The organism is Citrobacter sp. KH_055_1 (genome assembly GCF_057838705.1).
Genome location: NZ_CM174473.1, coordinates 2954026 through 2970212, shown reverse-complemented (window position 1 = coordinate 2970212; position 16187 = coordinate 2954026). Strand labels below are relative to the sequence as shown.

At 50.2% G+C, this 16187-nt stretch carries 17 protein-coding genes; 10 read left to right on the top strand and 7 right to left on the bottom strand.

From position 1 onward, the window contains the following. Window positions 1-24: 24 nt before the first annotated feature. Both csgE and csgD read right to left on the bottom strand, forming a co-directional pair. Complete coding sequence (gene csgE, locus AC3ITF_RS14160) at window positions 25-417, bottom strand: curli production assembly/transport protein CsgE (protein ID WP_115258887.1); 393 nt, start codon at window positions 415-417, stop codon at window positions 25-27. 4 nt (window positions 418-421) lie between these two features. Then, window positions 422-1072, bottom strand: a complete 651-nt coding sequence (csgD, locus tag AC3ITF_RS14155; protein ID WP_115258886.1) for a biofilm master transcriptional regulator CsgD — start codon at window positions 1070-1072, stop codon at window positions 422-424. 763 nt (window positions 1073-1835) lie between these two features. On the opposite strand from csgD, the gene csgB reads away from it, so the two are divergent. The 6 genes from csgB (at window position 1836) to AC3ITF_RS14125 (ending at window position 5717) form a co-directional block, all read left to right on the top strand. Then, window positions 1836-2291 (top strand): curli minor subunit CsgB, encoded by a 456-nt coding sequence (gene csgB / locus AC3ITF_RS14150; protein WP_115258885.1) that lies wholly within the window; start codon window positions 1836-1838, stop codon window positions 2289-2291. A gap of 40 nt (window positions 2292-2331) precedes the next feature. Next, window positions 2332-2787 carry a curli major subunit CsgA gene (csgA, locus tag AC3ITF_RS14145; RefSeq protein WP_181219365.1) on the top strand — a complete coding sequence of 152 codons (456 nt, stop codon included), beginning with the start codon at window positions 2332-2334 and terminating at the stop codon, window positions 2785-2787. Between the two features lie 60 nt (window positions 2788-2847). Beyond that, window positions 2848-3180: a curli assembly chaperone CsgC gene (gene csgC, locus AC3ITF_RS14140; protein ID WP_096757589.1), complete on the top strand. Its 333-nt coding sequence runs from the start codon at window positions 2848-2850 to the stop codon at window positions 3178-3180. A gap of 150 nt (window positions 3181-3330) precedes the next feature. Next, window positions 3331-3651: a fimbrial protein gene (locus AC3ITF_RS14135; RefSeq protein ID WP_115258883.1), complete on the top strand. Its 321-nt coding sequence runs from the start codon at window positions 3331-3333 to the stop codon at window positions 3649-3651. 100 nt (window positions 3652-3751) lie between these two features. Further along, window positions 3752-4294 (top strand): O-acetyl-ADP-ribose deacetylase, encoded by a 543-nt coding sequence (ymdB, locus tag AC3ITF_RS14130; protein ID WP_117341753.1) that lies wholly within the window; start codon window positions 3752-3754, stop codon window positions 4292-4294. Then, window positions 4230-5717 (top strand): phospholipase D family protein, encoded by a 1488-nt coding sequence (locus AC3ITF_RS14125; RefSeq protein ID WP_489175768.1) that lies wholly within the window; start codon window positions 4230-4232, stop codon window positions 5715-5717. The genes ymdB and AC3ITF_RS14125 overlap by 65 nt, the downstream gene beginning before the upstream one ends. 15 nt (window positions 5718-5732) lie before the next feature. Here AC3ITF_RS14125 and mdoC read toward each other — a convergent pair whose 3' ends face one another. Continuing rightward, window positions 5733-6893, bottom strand: a complete 1161-nt coding sequence (mdoC, locus tag AC3ITF_RS14120) for a glucans biosynthesis protein MdoC (protein ID WP_115258880.1) — start codon at window positions 6891-6893, stop codon at window positions 5733-5735. Between the two features lie 271 nt (window positions 6894-7164). On the opposite strand from mdoC, the gene mdoG reads away from it, so the two are divergent. The 3 genes from mdoG (at window position 7165) to AC3ITF_RS14105 (ending at window position 11527) form a co-directional block, all read left to right on the top strand. Beyond that, window positions 7165-8700 (top strand): glucans biosynthesis protein MdoG, encoded by a 1536-nt coding sequence (gene mdoG, locus AC3ITF_RS14115; RefSeq protein WP_096759435.1) that lies wholly within the window; start codon window positions 7165-7167, stop codon window positions 8698-8700. After that, on the top strand, window positions 8693-11221 hold the full coding sequence (gene mdoH / locus AC3ITF_RS14110) for a glucans biosynthesis glucosyltransferase MdoH (protein WP_115258879.1): 2529 nt from the start codon (window positions 8693-8695) through the stop codon (window positions 11219-11221). Before mdoG ends, mdoH begins: the two co-directional genes overlap by 8 nt. 66 nt (window positions 11222-11287) lie before the next feature. Beyond that, window positions 11288-11527 carry a YceK/YidQ family lipoprotein gene (locus AC3ITF_RS14105; RefSeq protein WP_217439126.1) on the top strand — a complete coding sequence of 80 codons (240 nt, stop codon included), beginning with the start codon at window positions 11288-11290 and terminating at the stop codon, window positions 11525-11527. Here AC3ITF_RS14105 and AC3ITF_RS14100 read toward each other — a convergent pair whose 3' ends face one another. From AC3ITF_RS14100 to AC3ITF_RS14090, 3 genes are all read right to left on the bottom strand, one after another. Then, window positions 11528-11902: a MysB family protein gene (locus AC3ITF_RS14100; RefSeq protein WP_096757583.1), complete on the bottom strand. Its 375-nt coding sequence runs from the start codon at window positions 11900-11902 to the stop codon at window positions 11528-11530. An 81-nt stretch (window positions 11903-11983) separates the two neighbouring features. Then, complete coding sequence (mdtG, locus tag AC3ITF_RS14095) at window positions 11984-13204, bottom strand: multidrug efflux MFS transporter MdtG (RefSeq protein WP_135912261.1); 1221 nt, start codon at window positions 13202-13204, stop codon at window positions 11984-11986. Between the two features lie 153 nt (window positions 13205-13357). Then, complete coding sequence (locus tag AC3ITF_RS14090; protein WP_117341757.1) at window positions 13358-14278, bottom strand: Kdo(2)-lipid IV(A) acyltransferase; 921 nt, start codon at window positions 14276-14278, stop codon at window positions 13358-13360. A gap of 221 nt (window positions 14279-14499) precedes the next feature. Here AC3ITF_RS14090 and trhO point away from each other — a divergent pair, with 221 nt between their 5' ends. Continuing rightward, complete coding sequence (gene trhO / locus AC3ITF_RS14085) at window positions 14500-15552, top strand: oxygen-dependent tRNA uridine(34) hydroxylase TrhO (RefSeq protein ID WP_137362093.1); 1053 nt, start codon at window positions 14500-14502, stop codon at window positions 15550-15552. A gap of 59 nt (window positions 15553-15611) precedes the next feature. Here trhO and AC3ITF_RS14080 read toward each other — a convergent pair whose 3' ends face one another. Continuing rightward, window positions 15612-16187, bottom strand: coding sequence for a YceI family protein (locus AC3ITF_RS14080; RefSeq protein ID WP_096757579.1), 576 nt, complete (start codon window positions 16185-16187; stop codon window positions 15612-15614).

The following is a 16187-nucleotide window of genomic DNA, read 5'->3' as shown; positions in this document are numbered from 1 at the left end:
AAAGCCTCCGGACAAAATCATGTTTTAGAATTCATCACGCGCTAAATCGCTTGTGCTTAATAGTGTTTGATCTATTTGCCGACGATTTAATGCATCTTCTGTTTCAGCCAGAGCGAAGACGACTATTTTGTCGAAGTCTCTTTTCGTCGGGAATAAAAAAGTCTGGAAGATAACGTCCTGATTGATCGTTATGGTGATCCAACTTCCCCAACGTGCACTGGGCCTTTCATTGATGGTTAAGTTTCCTGTGTACTCACTTTCCCACTTGTCGCTAAACGCACGATAAAAATCATGGCCGATTGAAGAGACAGTGTGGTCGGTTAACAGTCCGGGAACCTCCACTTCTACAGCGGCGTGTAGATTCCCGGCAGCAAGGAATAAATTTGCTGCCACAATCCAGTTCAAATAGCGTTTCATGGCATTATCGCCTGAGGTTATCATTGGCCCACGAGACCGCCTGCGTACGGTTCTTCACAGCTATCTTTTTGAAAAGATTATAAAGATGCGTTTTTACCGTATTTTCACTGATAAACAGTGAGCGTGCGATTTCAATATTTGAGGCGCCGATACGCAGTTTATTAAGGATCTCTTTTTCACGATGTGTGAGTAGTGCTGACTCTGTACTGTTATAACGATAGTTTCCAGAATGTGTGATCAGGTAGCTGGCGAGCTTTTGCGAGAAGTAGCATTCACCGCGTAAAACGCCTTGTAACCCGGCCACCACACGCTGTTCATCTTCTGCTACGTAAAATACACCATTGATATGCGGCCAGTTTTCAATATCCCGGTACGGATAATCATCGGGTGTATTCAACAATAACGTCTTTATACTGTTGTTTTTTCTACTTAAGTTATCTTGCCAGTAATGGATCAGCTTTTTATCTGCCTCCATCATATCCAGTAAAACAATGCAGCTGGAGGAAATATCGTCCAGAGAACGTTGAATATTATGCAGTTTTCCGGTGAGCGCCAGCGATTGCTTTAAATGTTGTAATAATGCAGTTGCCTGCAGGGACGGTTTAGTGATCAACAATAATGTATGACCATGAATACTATGGACTTCATTAAACATGATGAAACTCCACTTTTATAGTCGCACACCTGACAGCTGCCTCTACTAAAATAGAGGCACCAGAAGTACTGACAGATGCTGCACTGCTGTGTAGAAATAAAATATCGACCCAAAGGGGTGAAAATATTAAAACAAATGGACTTCAACTGATTTCAATCTAGCTATTACAAATCTTAAAGCAAGTGTTAAACTTGTTACAGAATGTAAATTTATATATTAAAATGTGATTTTAAGGTTTTTATTGAGTTTAGATTTGATAGGAAAGTTGTACACTTTACTGTTATTGCATAGATTTAAAAAATCATACAAATTATATTAATAACATGATAAATAAGAAGTTTATTTATAGTTCTTTCGTTTTAGCTTTCTAATGAATTCTGAAGTTTTTGTCTCACTTTACGTTGAGTAATTTTCGACAGAAAAAAATGATGTTTGTCACGACTTGCGCCAGGGCCAATCAACACCTCGCGCTGCGAGGGCCTGAAGTCGCTGAAGATTGGTTTTTTATGCTTCTGCATAGAAATGCACATCTCACGCTAAAGCCAAAATAAAATGTATACAGATAACAGCGTTATTGGCTGTTAATTAGTACTTTGGGGTGAATCTGAATATAAAAATACCACTCGCGGGTGAGTTATTTAAAATGTTTCAACGGACATACTCTTCATCGTAACGTGGCATTAACAAGTTTAAGTCATGTTAACAACAAAACTTGAGTGGTAAATAATTCAACTTCATGTACGACCAGGTCCAGGGTGACAACATGAAAAACAAGTTGTTATTTATGATGTTTACAATGCTGGGTGTGCCTGGAATTGTGTCCGCAACAAGTTATGACATGGCTAATGCAGAATATAACTTTGCGGTAAATGAATTAAGTAAGTCTTCATTTAATCAGGCAGCCATTATTGGTCAAGTAGGCGCTGGGAACAGTGCCAATACACGCCAGTCGGGCTCGAAGCTATTGTCGGTCATTTCGCAGGATGGTTCAAGTAACCGAGCGAAAATAGATCAGGCAGGATCATATAATCTTGCATATATAGATCAGGCGGGTAGTTCCAATGATGCGAGTATAAAACAAGGTTCTTACGGTAATACGGCCGTTATTATCCAGAAAGGTTCGGGTAATAAAGCAAATATTACCCAGTACGGTACACAAAAAACAGCAGTTGTGGTGCAGAGACAGTCGCAAATGGCCATTCGCGTGACTCAACGCTAATCCATGAACGACTTTTAAATCAATCCGATGGGGGTTTACCATGAAACTTTTAAAAGTGGCAGCATTCGCAGCAATCGTAGTTTCTGGCAGTGCTCTGGCTGGTGTTGTTCCGCAATGGGGCGGCAGCGGCAATCACCATGGTGGTGGTAATAATTTTGGTCCAGAATCATCAATGAGTATTTACCAGTATGGTTCTGGCAACATTGCGAATGCGCTGCAAAGTGATGCACGTAAATCCGATGTGACCATCACCCAGCATGGGCGTGGTAACGGGGCAACCGTCGGACAAGGTGCTGATGACAGTACCATTAGTCTGAAACAGTCAGGCTTCAGCAACAGCGCTGACATCAATCAGTGGAATGCTAAACGTGCGGACATTAACGTGACCCAATACGGTGGTCGCAACGGTGCGGTGGTTAATCAGACTGCGTCTGACTCCAACGTTCTGGTTCGTCAGGTTGGTTTTGGCAACAACGTCACGGCTAACCAACATTAATTCAGTCTGCTGACTGAGAATAAACAGGGCGAAAGCCCTGTTTTTTTTCGGGAGAATAGTATGCATACGCTATTACTTATTGCCGCGCTGTCAAATCAAATCACCTTTAATACAACCCAGCAAGGCGAAATGTACACCATTATTCCTCAGGTAACGTTAACGCAACCCTGTGAATGTCAGGTACAAGTCTTCGCGATACGTGAAGGGAAGGGGGGGCAAAGCCAAACGCAGCAGAAAACAAGCCTTTCGGTCCCTGCTAATCGGCCGATTGATTTAACTAAGCTGAGCTTTAATATTTCCGCTGAGGACTCAGTAAAAATTATTGTCACCGTTTCGGATGGGCAATCGCTGCATCTCTCACAACAATGGACAGACTCATCCGGTCATTCTTGAGGGACTGAAGTATTTGCAGGTCGGGTGTGGCTGGGAGCGCATTGCTGTTCTATGAATATAGAAACGTGAAGATGTTTTTATCGGGTCGTTAATCGCAGCGGTGAAGGATCATACCGATCCCTCAAGAGGACTAATCATTGAGGAACCTTTATGTGTACTTTAGCGAACAGAATTCTGAGTATTGGCATTGGCGTTTTTTCTCTTTTTACAGTATCCGTAAGTGCTCAACAAATCTCAGCGGGTGGGATTATTCATTTTCGCGGTGAAATAGTGGAACCGCCTTGTGAAGTTAGCACCCAGCAACAACAGATAGAAATGTCATGTATACGCGACGGCAAGATGCAAAGTAGCCGTTTTAATGCGCAACAGGTCACTCTGGTGCCGCAGAATGTTAAGCAAATTGCGAGCGCTAACATGCACTACCTCAATGAGCAGAAAACCCTCGCTATTCTTAACATTGAATATAAATAAGTCGTTCTGGCGTAGATATGCAGCCGTTTCGTTAAAAAGTGAGATTTCCTGGAAAACCCTGCTGTACACTGAAGAGAAGGTGTTTCGTCAGGGGAAGTTTATGCAATCGCGTGTTCATGTGGTACAGGGCGACATTACGACGATGGCTGTTGATGTGATCGTCAATGCTGCCAATTCGTCCCTATTGGGAGGCGGTGGTGTGGATGGGGCAATTCATCGCGCTGCCGGACCGGCATTGTTGGAGGCCTGCAAACAGGTTATCCAACAGCAGGGAGAATGTCCAACGGGTCATGCGGTCATCACTCTGGCAGGCAATCTTCCTGCGAAAGCGGTTATTCATACCGTGGGGCCTGTGTGGCAGGGGGGCGATCATCATGAAGCTGAACGTCTCGAAGAGGCCTATTTGAACACGCTGCAACTGGCCTTAGCCAATGGCTATCAATCCATTGCTTTTCCGGCGATTAGCACGGGAGTGTATGGTTATCCGCGCGCAGCAGCAGCGGAAATCGCCGTCAACACGGTGTTGAGGTTCACGACCCGCCGGGCGCTACCTGAGCAGATTTACTTCGTGTGTTTTGATGACGAAACGGCCCAACTTTATAACAGATTACTCACCCAGCAAGGCGATGATAACCCAGCCTGATATGACGCGGCTCGAGCGCGCAATTACTCCGCTTTGCGCCAGCCATCCTGAACAATGCGGCATCCTTGCGCTGGGTGACAGTCTGGATGCGTTTGCCGCTCGCTATCGACTCACTGAAATGGCAGAACGCTCCCTGGATGTGCAGTATTACATCTGGGAGAACGACATGTCCGGGCTGCTATTGTTTTCGGTACTGCTGGCCGCAGCGAAACGTGGCGTGCGGGTCCGTTTGTTGCTGGACGACAACAACACGCCGGGTCTGGATGATACGCTGCAATTACTGGATAACCACCCGAATATCGAAGTCCGCCTGTTTAATCCTTTCTCTTTTCGCATCTTGCGTGCGGTGGGCTATTTAACCGATTTCGCCCGACTTAACCGCCGTATGCACAATAAAAGTTATACCGCCGACGGGGTGGTCACGTTGGTTGGCGGGCGCAATATCGGTGACGCCTATTTTGGCGCAGGCGAACAGCCGCTATTTTCTGATTTGGATGTAATGGCCGTAGGGCCGGTGGTGACCGAGGTTGCGGATGATTTTGAACGTTACTGGCAGTGTCAGTCCGTTTCAACACTCAAAAAAGTGCTCTCACTGTCAGAGCCTGAACCTACCCAGCGTATTGACCTGCCGGAGTCCTGGTATAACGATGATATAACTCGCCGTTACCTGAATAAGCTGGAAACCAGCCAGTTTATGGCCAGTCTCGATCGGGGGGCGTTGCCGCTGATTTGGGCCAAAACACGCCTGCTCAGCGACGACCCGCTAAAAGGTGAGGGGAAGGCTCCGCGCCATTCGCTATTACCTCAGCGCTTGTTCGATATTATGGGCTCACCTACCGAGCGTATTGATATTATTTCCGCCTATTTTGTGCCTACACGGGCGGGCGTGGCCCAACTGCTGCGTTTGGTGAGAAAAGGGGTCAAAATTGCCATTCTAACCAATTCGCTGGCGGCGAATGATGTGGCAATTGTTCATGCCGGCTACGCGCGCTGGCGAAAAAAACTGCTGCGCTATGGTGTGGAATTATATGAGCTTAAACCGACACGCGATCGCGCCACGGCTGTGCACGATCGCGGATTAACCGGTAATTCGGGCTCGAGTTTGCACGCTAAAACTTTCAGTATTGACGGGCGTAAGGTGTTTATCGGCTCGCTTAATTTTGATCCGCGCTCCACATTGCTCAACACGGAAATGGGATTTGTGATTGAAAGTGAAAGCCTGGCCGCACTAATTCATAACCGTTTTATGCAGAGTCAGCATGATGTTGCCTGGCAATTGCGTCTCGATCGCTGGGGACGGATTAACTGGGTTGACCGCCAGCAGGGTCATGAGCAGGTGCTGAAAAAAGAACCCGCCACCGGATTCTGGAAGCGGGTATTGGTGAAGCTGGCCTCGATATTACCGATTGAATGGTTGCTCTGAACGACGTAACCCAAGCTAACCAGTGACGGCCTTGTTTTTGTCCTGCTTAACCGGCGGTTTTCCTGAAAACAAAAACTTCAGTACCGGGATCCGGAGATGAATTTCGTACAGTATCACCGCGATCCCGACCACAAACAGCAGTCCACAGAGAAAGCCCAGCAGATTGGATGAGATGTGCGGTGTGATATAGGCGCCGAAAAACAGCGTTAACGGATGATGCACCAGATAAATAAACAGCGATGCATTGACAAAATAGGTTACGCGCGCTGACTGAAAATTCAATAAACGATAGCCGAGCGAAAAGACCACGTTAACCATCAACAGCCCCAGAACCATGGTTACCACGTATTCAGTTTCATACATCCAGGCGTCGCCGTTGCCGTAACGTTGGTTGAGTAGGTACGCCACAAAGGCCGCTCCTGCACCGAGAGTGCAACCACGCGAGGGGGTGGTGAACAGCGCCTTCAGATTGGGATTAATGAATGCCAGCGCGCCGAGCATAAAGAAAGGCACATAAAACAGCGTTTGCATGACGACAAAATTAAACATGCCGTCGCTGAGGATCGAAGGGTAGAGAATAAAAATGGTTCGTCTGACGACGGCGTAGCCCACACCAAGCAAGGCAAAAATTAGCGTTAACTTTACCATTGACGCTGGGGCAGGGGGCGTTCCCTGCTGGCTTTCCTGACGCTTCTTAATTTGGGTAAATACCCACATGCTCACGGTCGTTAACACCACAAGGACCAGCAAAAACCACAGATGAGAAATGAGCTCCCAGGCAAGGGCGTTATATTTATCGTACCCGCTGAGCGTGTGCCAACTCTCTGCTTTCCCTTTTACATATTGCAGCATGATAAATTGCGGCAGTGTGAGCAAGGGAATCGCGGTCAACATCGGGATCCCCACGCGCTCAACACGCACTTTCCACCAGCGTTTTAATGGATAGCGTAAAAACAACATGTAGGAAAAATAACCCGAAATAACAAAAAACACCTGCATGCGAAACGCATGGATGAAGTCGTTAAACAAGGTTAGCCACCACGACGGTTCAGCACTGTTCACGTGCCAGGTGTGTGTGGAATAGATCAATGAGATATGGAATGGGATCCCCAACAACATCAGCCAGGCGCGGATGGAGTCAAGAAAATATTCACGCGGAGGGGATACAGAGCTCATAAACAGTTACGTATTCTCAGACTTTTCGTCTTATCCCTAAGACGAATAATGGTTACATTCGAGGGCAACCCTACACGAAGTCCAACAACCTGTCTCCAGGATAAGCACGCAAAGTGAAAACAGGCAGATGAACCTGATTAAACCATGAGCCAGCGCGCGAACAATACAGGGATTCAGTTGTCGGAATACCCGATTATCCATTAAAATGGATCGGATCAATATAAGCACACAAAGGGGGAAGTGCTTACTAATTATGAAACATAAACTACAAATGATGAAAATGCGTTGGTTGGGTGCAGCAGTCATGTTAACGCTGTACACATCTTCGAGCTGGGCATTCAGTATTGATGATGTGGCAAAGCAAGCTCAATCCTTAGCCGATAAAGGCTATGAGGCGCCTAAAAGTAACTTGCCCTCCGTTTTCCGCGACATGAAGTATGCGGATTATCAGCAGATCCAGTTCAATCACGATAAAGCCTACTGGAGCAATCTCAAGACCCCATTTAAGCTCGAGTTCTACCACCAGGGTATGTACTTCGACACGCCGGTCAAGATCAACGAAGTTACCGCCACAGCGGTAAAGAGAATCAAATACAACCCGGATTATTTTAATTTCGGCGATGTTCAGCATGATAAAGACACGGTAAAAGATCTCGGTTTCGCCGGGTTCAAGGTGCTGTACCCGATCAACAGCAAAGATAAAAACGATGAAATCGTCAGCATGCTCGGTGCCAGCTATTTCCGCGTCCTGGGAGCCGGTCAGGTTTATGGCCTGTCTGCACGCGGCCTCGCTATTGATACCGCACTGCCTTCCGGTGAAGAATTTCCCCGTTTTCGCGAGTTTTGGATCGAGCGTCCAAAACCGACTGACAAACGTTTAACCATCTATGCATTGCTGGACTCCCCACGCGCCACCGGGGCCTATCGTTTTGTGATTATGCCAGGCCGTGACACGGTGGTGGACGTTCAGTCCAAAGTTTACCTGCGCGACAAAGTAGGCAAACTGGGCGTTGCGCCGCTGACCAGTATGTTCCTGTTCGGGCCGAACCAACCGTCTCCGGCGACCAACTATCGTCCGGAGCTGCACGACTCTAACGGTTTGTCTATCCATGCTGGCAACGGCGAGTGGATTTGGCGTCCGCTGAATAACCCGAAACACCTCGCGGTGAGCAGTTTTGCGATGGAAAACCCGCAGGGATTTGGTCTGCTGCAACGTGGCCGCCAGTTCTCGCGTTTTGAAGATATCGACGACCGCTACGACCTGCGTCCGAGTGCCTGGGTAACGCCGAAAGGTGACTGGGGCAAGGGGAAACTTGAGTTAGTTGAAATCCCAACCAACGATGAAACCAACGACAACATCGTCGCTTACTGGACGCCGGACCAACTGCCTGAAGCAGGCAAAGAGATGAACTTCAAGTACACGCTGACCTTTACCCGCGATGAAGACAAACTTCATGCGCCGGATAATGCCTGGGTACAGCAGACACGTCGTTCTACCGGTGATGTCAAACAATCGAACCTCATTCGTCAGCCTGACGGCACGATTGCATTTATCGTCGATTTTGCCGGCGCAGATATGAAAAAACTGCCGCAGGATACCCCAGTCACCGCGCAAACCAGCATTGGTGATAACGGTGAAATCGTTGAGAGTACGGTGCGTTATAACCCGGTCACTAAGGGTTGGCGTCTGATGCTGCGCGTGAAAGTGAAAGATGCGAAGAAAACCACTGAAATGCGTGCTGCGTTGGTCAATGCCGATCAGCCGTTGAGTGAAACCTGGAGCTACCAGTTACCTGCCAATGAATAAGACAACTGAGTATATTGACGCAATGCCGCTTTCGGATATCGAGAAAGCGGCACTGCCGAAAACTGACATCCGCGCCGTTCATCAGGCGCTGGATGCTGAGCATCGTACTTACTCGCGCGAAGACGATTCACCGCAGGGGTCTGTTAAAGCTCGCCTTGAGCAAGCCTGGCCGGATTCTCTGGCCAAAGAGCAGTTAATCAAAGACGATGAAGGACGCGACCAGCTGCAGGCTATGCCGAAGGCTACGCGTACATCTATGTTTCCCGATCCCTGGCGTACCAACCCGGTAGGCCGTTTTTGGGATCGTCTGCGTGGACGCGATGTTACGCCGCGTTATCTTTCTCGTTTGACGAAAGAAGAACAAGAAAGTGAACAGAAATGGCGTACCGTCGGGACGATTCGCCGCTATACGCTGCTTATCTTAACGCTGGCGCAAACGGTCGTTGCGACCTGGTATATGAAGACCATTCTTCCGTACCAGGGCTGGGCGTTCATTAATCCGGCAGACATGATGGGGCAGGACCTGTGGGTCTCCTTTATGCAATTGCTGCCCTATGTGCTCCAGACCGGTATCCTGATTCTGTTTGCGGTGTTGTTCTGCTGGGTATCGGCAGGGTTCTGGACCGCGCTGATGGGGTTCTTGCAACTGCTGATTGGCCGCGATAAGTACAGTATTTCCGCGTCAACGGTGGGGGATGAAGCATTAAACCCTGAGCACCGCACCGCGTTGATCATGCCTATCTGTAACGAGGACGTTGACCGCGTATTCGCGGGGCTGCGCGCCACGTGGGAATCGGTGAAAGCCACGGGTAATGCTGCGCATTTCGATGTCTACATCCTGAGCGACAGCTACAACCCTGATATCTGCGTGGCGGAACAAAAAGCTTGGATGGAGCTGATCGCTGAAGTGCAGGGCGAAGGACAGATTTTCTACCGCCGTCGTCGTCGTCGTGTGAAGCGTAAAAGCGGTAACATTGATGACTTCTGCCGTCGCTGGGGGAATCAGTACAGCTACATGGTCGTCCTGGACGCTGACTCGGTAATGAGCGGCGATTGCCTGACCGGCCTGGTGCGTCTGATGGAAGCGAACCCGAATGCCGGTATTATTCAGTCGTCGCCAAAAGCGTCCGGTATGGACACGCTGTATGCACGCTGCCAGCAGTTTGCTACGCGCGTGTATGGGCCGCTGTTTACCGCCGGGCTTCACTTCTGGCAGCTCGGGGAGTCGCACTACTGGGGTCACAACGCGATTATTCGCGTGAAGCCGTTTATTGAGCATTGTGCGCTCGCACCGCTACCGGGTGAAGGCTCGTTTGCGGGTTCGATCCTCTCCCATGACTTCGTGGAAGCGGCGTTAATGCGTCGTGCAGGCTGGGGGGTGTGGATTGCCTACGATCTGCCGGGTTCTTATGAAGAGCTGCCGCCAAACCTGCTTGATGAACTGAAGCGTGACCGTCGTTGGTGTCACGGCAACCTGATGAACTTCCGTCTGTTCCTGGTCAAAGGGATGCATCCGGTTCACCGTGCGGTGTTCCTGACGGGCGTGATGTCTTATCTGTCTGCCCCGCTGTGGTTTATGTTCCTCGCGCTTTCAACCGCATTGCAGGTGGTGCATGCGCTGACGGAGCCGCAATACTTCCTGCAGCCGCGTCAGCTGTTCCCGGTGTGGCCGCAGTGGCGTCCTGAACTGGCGATTGCACTGTTTGCCTCAACCATGGTGCTGCTGTTCCTGCCGAAGCTGCTGAGTATTTTGCTCATCTGGTGCAAAGGGACGAAAGAGTACGGCGGTTTTGTCCGCGTGACGCTGTCGCTGCTGCTGGAGGTGCTGTTCTCCGTGCTGCTGGCGCCGGTGCGTATGCTGTTCCATACCGTCTTCGTGGTCAGTGCTTTCCTCGGGTGGGAAGTCGTCTGGAACTCGCCGCAGCGTGATGATGACTCCACTCCGTGGGGTGAAGCGTTTATGCGTCACGGCTCCCAGCTGCTGCTGGGTCTGGTCTGGGCGGTCGGTATGGCTTGGCTGGATCTGCGCTTCCTGTTCTGGCTGGCACCGATTGTCTTCTCCCTGATCCTGTCGCCGTTTGTGTCGGTGATTTCCAGCCGTTCAACGATAGGGTTACGTACCAAGCGCTGGAAGCTGTTCCTGATCCCGGAAGAGTATTCTCCTCCGCAGGTGCTGGTGGATACGGATAACTACCTGGTGATGAATCGCAATCGCTCGCTGGATGACGGCTTTATGCACGCGGTGTTTAACCCGTCATTTAACGCACTGGCTACGGCGATGGCGACCGCGCGTCACCGCGCCAGTAACGTGCTGGAGATTGCCCGTGACCGTCATGTCGAGCAGGCGCTGAACGATACACCTGAGAAACTGAATCGCGATCGCCGCCTTGTGCTGTTGAGCGATCCGGTGACCATGGCGCGTTTACATTATCGCGTCTGGAACTCGCCGGATAAGTATTCGTCGTGGGTTAATTATTATCAGGGGATAACCCTGAACCCGCTGGCACTCAGGAAGAAATAGAACACCTGAAATGTGAAAATACCGGCCTGGTGCCGGTATTTTTTTATGCGGATGGCAATGTTGTTAATGAGGGTTCAGGTGCGAATACTTGCGGTTGGAATCATGGTCATCTTGCTGAGTGGGTGCGGCAGTATTATTAGCCGCACGATCCCGGGGCAAGGTCACGGAAATCAATACTATCCCGGCGTGCAGTGGGATGTCCGGGATTCAGCATGGCGCTATGTCACCCTGATCGATCTGCCTTTTTCACTGGTGTTTGATACGCTGCTGTTGCCCCTTGACATCCATCATGGTCCCTACGAGTAATTACCGCTCATCCCATTCGTCGGCTGCCGTCTGACCTTCCTCGGTATCCAGAGGTGGTTCAAGCTGGAATTCGCCTTCATCCCACTCGTGGAGGGTATTTTCCTCCAGCCACTCCTGGCGAATTTCAATCTCATCATAATCGCCATCAAAGACGCTTTGTGCCGCTTCACCGCTCAGCATCGGCAGACATTCGCCTTCCTCATCTTCGTCGGCGAAAAACTCAGCCTGCCACATGATGTCACCATCCTGTAGCACATACTTTTGTACGTTCAACTGCTGAACACTGGCGTCGTCCGCATCTAGGTCGGGGTTATCAGCCAGAAACTCTTCACGGGCAGCATCAATGGCTTCTTCCAGCGTGGCATACATGGTCATCAGCGTCTCCCTTTGATTTAATGAGGTATTCAGGGAAATAATAGTTGATTCTCCGCTAGTGCAAGTATGAATGCACAAAAATCATTGCGTGCGCTGGGTTTCGCGACGTCGGCGCAGGCTGTTCCAGGAGTAGAGCGCGTTAAATAAGACCACTCCCGCGGTCACGCAGAAGACCGCGCGAAAACCATAGTTGGCTGAAATAGCTGCGCCCATCAGTGGCCCCGTCACGTTGCCAATATCACGAAATGACTGGTTGTAGCTGAAAATACGCCCGGCTATTTGGTTGGTTGAGTTATAGACCAGCAGCGTTTGTACGGCAGGGAGCAGTGCGCCGTCGGCGGCTCCCAGCAAAAAGCGCAGGACGCCGAGCTGCCAGGGCGTCTGGACGAATGACATGGGGATGAGCAGCAATACGGAAATGACCAGGGCGACAATCAGGATCTTCTCCGGGCCTATGCGGTCGCCTAATTTGCCCAGCCTTGGCGCGCTGAGTAAAGCGGCCACGCCGGGAACGGAAGCGATCATGCCGCTGATAAAAGCGATATTGCCGACGTTACCCGCCAGTTCCCGCACATACAGCGTCAAGATAGGTGCGATGGATCCGGTTGCGACCTGAATGATCAGTGTGGTGACGAACAGACTCAGTACCAGCTTTGGATTTTTTAAGGATCCGACGACCTCCCGAATGTGCAACATCTCTTTTTTGCTGACCGATTGAAAATGCTCACGAATAAAAAATAACGTCAGCATAAAACAGAGCAGCAGCACGCTGGCGGTAATAAAGAAAACGGGGCGCAATCCGTATTGGTCGGCAAGCAAGCCTCCCGCCAGTGGGCCCAGCAGTGCGCCACTGACGCCGCCGGTTGAAAGTGTTCCCAGCGCCCAGCCGCTTTTATTGCGCGGCACCTGGGTGGCGATCAGCGCATTCGCATTGGGAATGAACCCCCCAAGCAGTCCCAGCAGCGCACGCAGGATCAAAAACTGCCAGATATTTTGCGCCAGCCCCATTAGCAGCATCACGACAGCCATCCCCAGCGCTGAGCGCAGGAGCATGATTTTCCTGCCTTTGCGATCTGCAAGGCCGCCCCAGAAAGGTGAAGCGATAGCTGAAAAAAGAAACGTAATGCTGAACACCAGACCCGACCACATGTTTAGGGCACCGTGTCCCGTCACGCCGAGGCTTTCGACATACAGGGGTAAGAAAGGCATCACCAGGCTAAATGCTGCACCGGTTAAAAAGCAACCGAGCCAGGCAACCGTGAGATTACGCTTCCAGTTGATGGAGACATCTGAGGGTGACATAGCGATCCGCAGTGTGGCGCGCTGTTTGCGCTATCGTGTAAAAATAAGTAAGCAGACTAATTATGCGCCTGGTTGATAGTCGCTGCAATGTGCAGAGCAGTAAAACCTAAACAGGGGGGCGAGATGTTGCAGCCCGCGGGCTGCAACAAAGGGTCAGTACAAGGAAGGTGCGCCTTCAGGGCGTGTTTTGAACCGGCGATGTAGCCACATATATTGCTCCGGCGCCATCATGATGCATTTCTCAATAATTTTGTTCATCCACGCGGCGGTGGTTTCAGCATCGTCCAGCGGCGGCGAACATTCCGGCGGCAGCATAATCAACTGATACCCTTTGCCGTCAGGTTTACGACGAGGGACAAACGGCACCAGACACGCATTGGACATCCGCGACAGCATCCACGTCCCAGAGGTGGTTGCAGCCTGCTCTACAGCAAACAGCGGCACAAAGACGCTGGAGCGTGGGCCGTAGTCGTGATCCGGGGCATACCAGACCACTTCACCTTTCTTCAGAGCCTTGACCATCCCTTTTAGATCTTTACGATCGAGCATTGATTTATTGGAGCGCATACGCCCCCAGGTTTGCAGCCAGTCGAGCAGCGGATTGTCGTTGGGGCGATACACCCCGATACCGGGTTCCTGTAAACCAAACTGACGCGCGCCTAATTCAAGCGTCAGAAAGTGCAGACCCACTAACAGGATCCCACGCTGCTGTGCCTGAACATCACGAATATGCTCCATGCCGATTACTTCGGTCCAGCGCGTAATACGACGGTCGGACCAAAACCAGGCCATGCCGGTTTCCACTACGCCCATGCCGACGGACTCAAAGTTTTTTACCACCATCTGCTGACGCTCTTGTTCGCTCATCTGTGGGAAGCACAGCTCCAGATTACGCGAAACAATCTTTGCCCGGCGTCTCATCACATGTAACGCCAGCCGACCTAATGTACAGCCCAGCTTATAGAGGAACGGATAGGGTAACTGCACGATCAACCAAAGGATGCCAATACCTAGCCAGGTTAACCAATAACGTGGATGCAAAAGTGCAGCCGAGAACTTGGGTAAATTCGTCATGTCTATCCTGTCATTAAACGACCAATGCCCTGTATTGTCGCATTTTTTCGCGCGTATCAAAAATTTGTGACGGGAGAATGGCTGGTTTTTCGTCAATTGTTGTGACGCTTTTATCATGAAGTATGAAATGTAGCGTAAAATGTGTGGATGTAAATTGGCGATGTTTGCTTTATGATACCGGCCGATTTTCATCTTTTTACTGACTGCAGGAAACGTACACCATGCCAGTGTTACACAACCGCATTTCGAATGACGCGCTCAAAGCTAAAATGTTGGCGGAATCTGAGCCGCGCACCACGATTTCATTTTATAAATATTTCAACCTCGTTAATCCTCAGGATACGCGTGATGCGCTGTACCAACTGTTCACCGAGCTGAACGTTTTCGGGCGCGTATATCTGGCGCACGAAGGCATTAACGCACAAATCAGCGTGCCGCAAAGCAAGGTCGAGGCATTCCGTCAGCAGCTGTACGCGTTTGATCCTGCGTTTGCCGGGCTGAGACTTAACATTGCGCTGGACGATGACGGAAAATCGTTCTGGGTACTGCGCATGAAAGTCCGTGAACGTATTGTGGCAGATGGCATCGATGATCCTGCTTTTGATGCCAGCAACGTTGGTGATTACCTGAAGGCGGCAGAAGTGAACGCCATGCTTGACGATCCTGACGCGGTGTTTATCGATATGCGCAACCACTATGAGTATGAGGTGGGGCACTTCGAGAACGCCATGGAGATCCCGGCAGATACGTTCCGCGATCAGTTGCCGAAAGCCGTTGAAATGATGCAGGAACATAAAGATAAAAAAATCGTAATGTACTGCACGGGCGGTATTCGCTGTGAGAAGGCCAGCGCCTGGATGAAATACAACGGGTTCAGTAAAGTCTGGCACATTGAGGGCGGCATTATTGAATATGCCCGTAAAGCTCGAGAACAGGGACTTCCGGTACGCTTCATCGGTAAAAACTTTGTTTTTGATGAGCGGATGGGGGAGCGGATCTCCGAAGATGTTATCGCACATTGTCACCAGTGTGGTGTGGCGTGCGACAGCCATACCAACTGCAAAAATGACGGCTGCCATCTGCTGTTTATCCAGTGCCCGGCCTGCGCCGAGAAGTACAAAGGGTGCTGCAGCGATCTGTGTTGTGAAGAGAGTACGTTGCCTGAAGAGGAACAACGTCGCCGTCGCGCAGGTCGTGAGAATGGCAATAAAATTTTTAATAAGTCCCGTGGCCGTCTGAATACTAAACTGGGTATTCCGGACCCTGCGCAATAAAATGATGCCGGATGAGGGCTACAGCCTCATCCGGCTTCCATTTTGGCAGCATTGAGATGCTATTTCTGCTGAACACCTTCTACCGAGATGATTAAGTCTACTTCCTGTGAAGCAGGCCCCAGGTCGGTGGTGATGTTAAAGTCCTTCAGCTTAATCTTCCCTTGCGCTTCAAAGCCTGCACGGGTGCCACCCCACGGATCGCCACCCTGACCAATAAGCTTCGCGTCCAGCGTGACCGGTTTGGTGACGCCGTTCAGCGTCAGATCCCCGGTAATATCCAGGTCGTTACCCGCTTTCTTCACGCTGGTGGAGGTGAAGGTCGCCTGCGGGAATTTGGCGACGTTAAGGAAATCTGCGCTGCGCAGATGCTTGTCACGCTCGGCATGATTAGTGTCAACGCTGTTGGTGTTAATGGTGACGTTCACTTTATCGGCGGCTGGATTTTTTTCATCGAAGGTAAACGATCCGTCGAAGTCTTTAAAGGTGCCGTATAGCCAGCTGTATCCCAGATGCTGAATACGAAAATTAACAAAGGCATGTTGTCCTTCTTTGTCGATTTTGTAATCTGCCGCGATGGCCGAACCGGTGGTAAACAGTAAAGATGCGAGAGTCAGTCCCAGCAGGTTTTTTTTCAT

What these genes read in the sequence shown, in the direction of transcription:
- csgB (WP_115258885.1), top strand. Translation starts at nt 1,836, where the DNA reads ATGAAAAACAAGTTGTTATTTATGATGTTTACAATGCTGGGTGTGCCT.
- AC3ITF_RS14080 (WP_096757579.1), bottom strand. Translation starts at nt 16,187, where the DNA reads ATGAAAAAAAACCTGCTGGGACTGACTCTCGCATCTTTACTGTTTACC.
- AC3ITF_RS14105 (WP_217439126.1), top strand. Translation starts at nt 11,288, where the DNA reads ATGAGGGTTCAGGTGCGAATACTTGCGGTTGGAATCATGGTCATCTTG.
- csgC (WP_096757589.1), top strand. Translation starts at nt 2,848, where the DNA reads ATGCATACGCTATTACTTATTGCCGCGCTGTCAAATCAAATCACCTTT.
- ymdB (WP_117341753.1), top strand. Translation starts at nt 3,752, where the DNA reads ATGCAATCGCGTGTTCATGTGGTACAGGGCGACATTACGACGATGGCT.
- mdoH (WP_115258879.1), top strand. Translation starts at nt 8,693, where the DNA reads ATGAATAAGACAACTGAGTATATTGACGCAATGCCGCTTTCGGATATC.
- mdoC (WP_115258880.1), bottom strand. Translation starts at nt 6,893, where the DNA reads ATGAGCTCTGTATCCCCTCCGCGTGAATATTTTCTTGACTCCATCCGC.
- csgA (WP_181219365.1), top strand. Translation starts at nt 2,332, where the DNA reads ATGAAACTTTTAAAAGTGGCAGCATTCGCAGCAATCGTAGTTTCTGGC.
- AC3ITF_RS14090 (WP_117341757.1), bottom strand. Translation starts at nt 14,278, where the DNA reads ATGACGAATTTACCCAAGTTCTCGGCTGCACTTTTGCATCCACGTTAT.
- csgD (WP_115258886.1), bottom strand. Translation starts at nt 1,072, where the DNA reads ATGTTTAATGAAGTCCATAGTATTCATGGTCATACATTATTGTTGATC.
- AC3ITF_RS14100 (WP_096757583.1), bottom strand. Translation starts at nt 11,902, where the DNA reads ATGACCATGTATGCCACGCTGGAAGAAGCCATTGATGCTGCCCGTGAA.
- AC3ITF_RS14125 (WP_489175768.1), top strand. Translation starts at nt 4,230, where the DNA reads ATGACGAAACGGCCCAACTTTATAACAGATTACTCACCCAGCAAGGCG.
- mdoG (WP_096759435.1), top strand. Translation starts at nt 7,165, where the DNA reads ATGATGAAAATGCGTTGGTTGGGTGCAGCAGTCATGTTAACGCTGTAC.
- csgE (WP_115258887.1), bottom strand. Translation starts at nt 417, where the DNA reads ATGAAACGCTATTTGAACTGGATTGTGGCAGCAAATTTATTCCTTGCT.
- mdtG (WP_135912261.1), bottom strand. Translation starts at nt 13,204, where the DNA reads ATGTCACCCTCAGATGTCTCCATCAACTGGAAGCGTAATCTCACGGTT.
- AC3ITF_RS14135 (WP_115258883.1), top strand. Translation starts at nt 3,331, where the DNA reads ATGTGTACTTTAGCGAACAGAATTCTGAGTATTGGCATTGGCGTTTTT.
- trhO (WP_137362093.1), top strand. Translation starts at nt 14,500, where the DNA reads ATGCCAGTGTTACACAACCGCATTTCGAATGACGCGCTCAAAGCTAAA.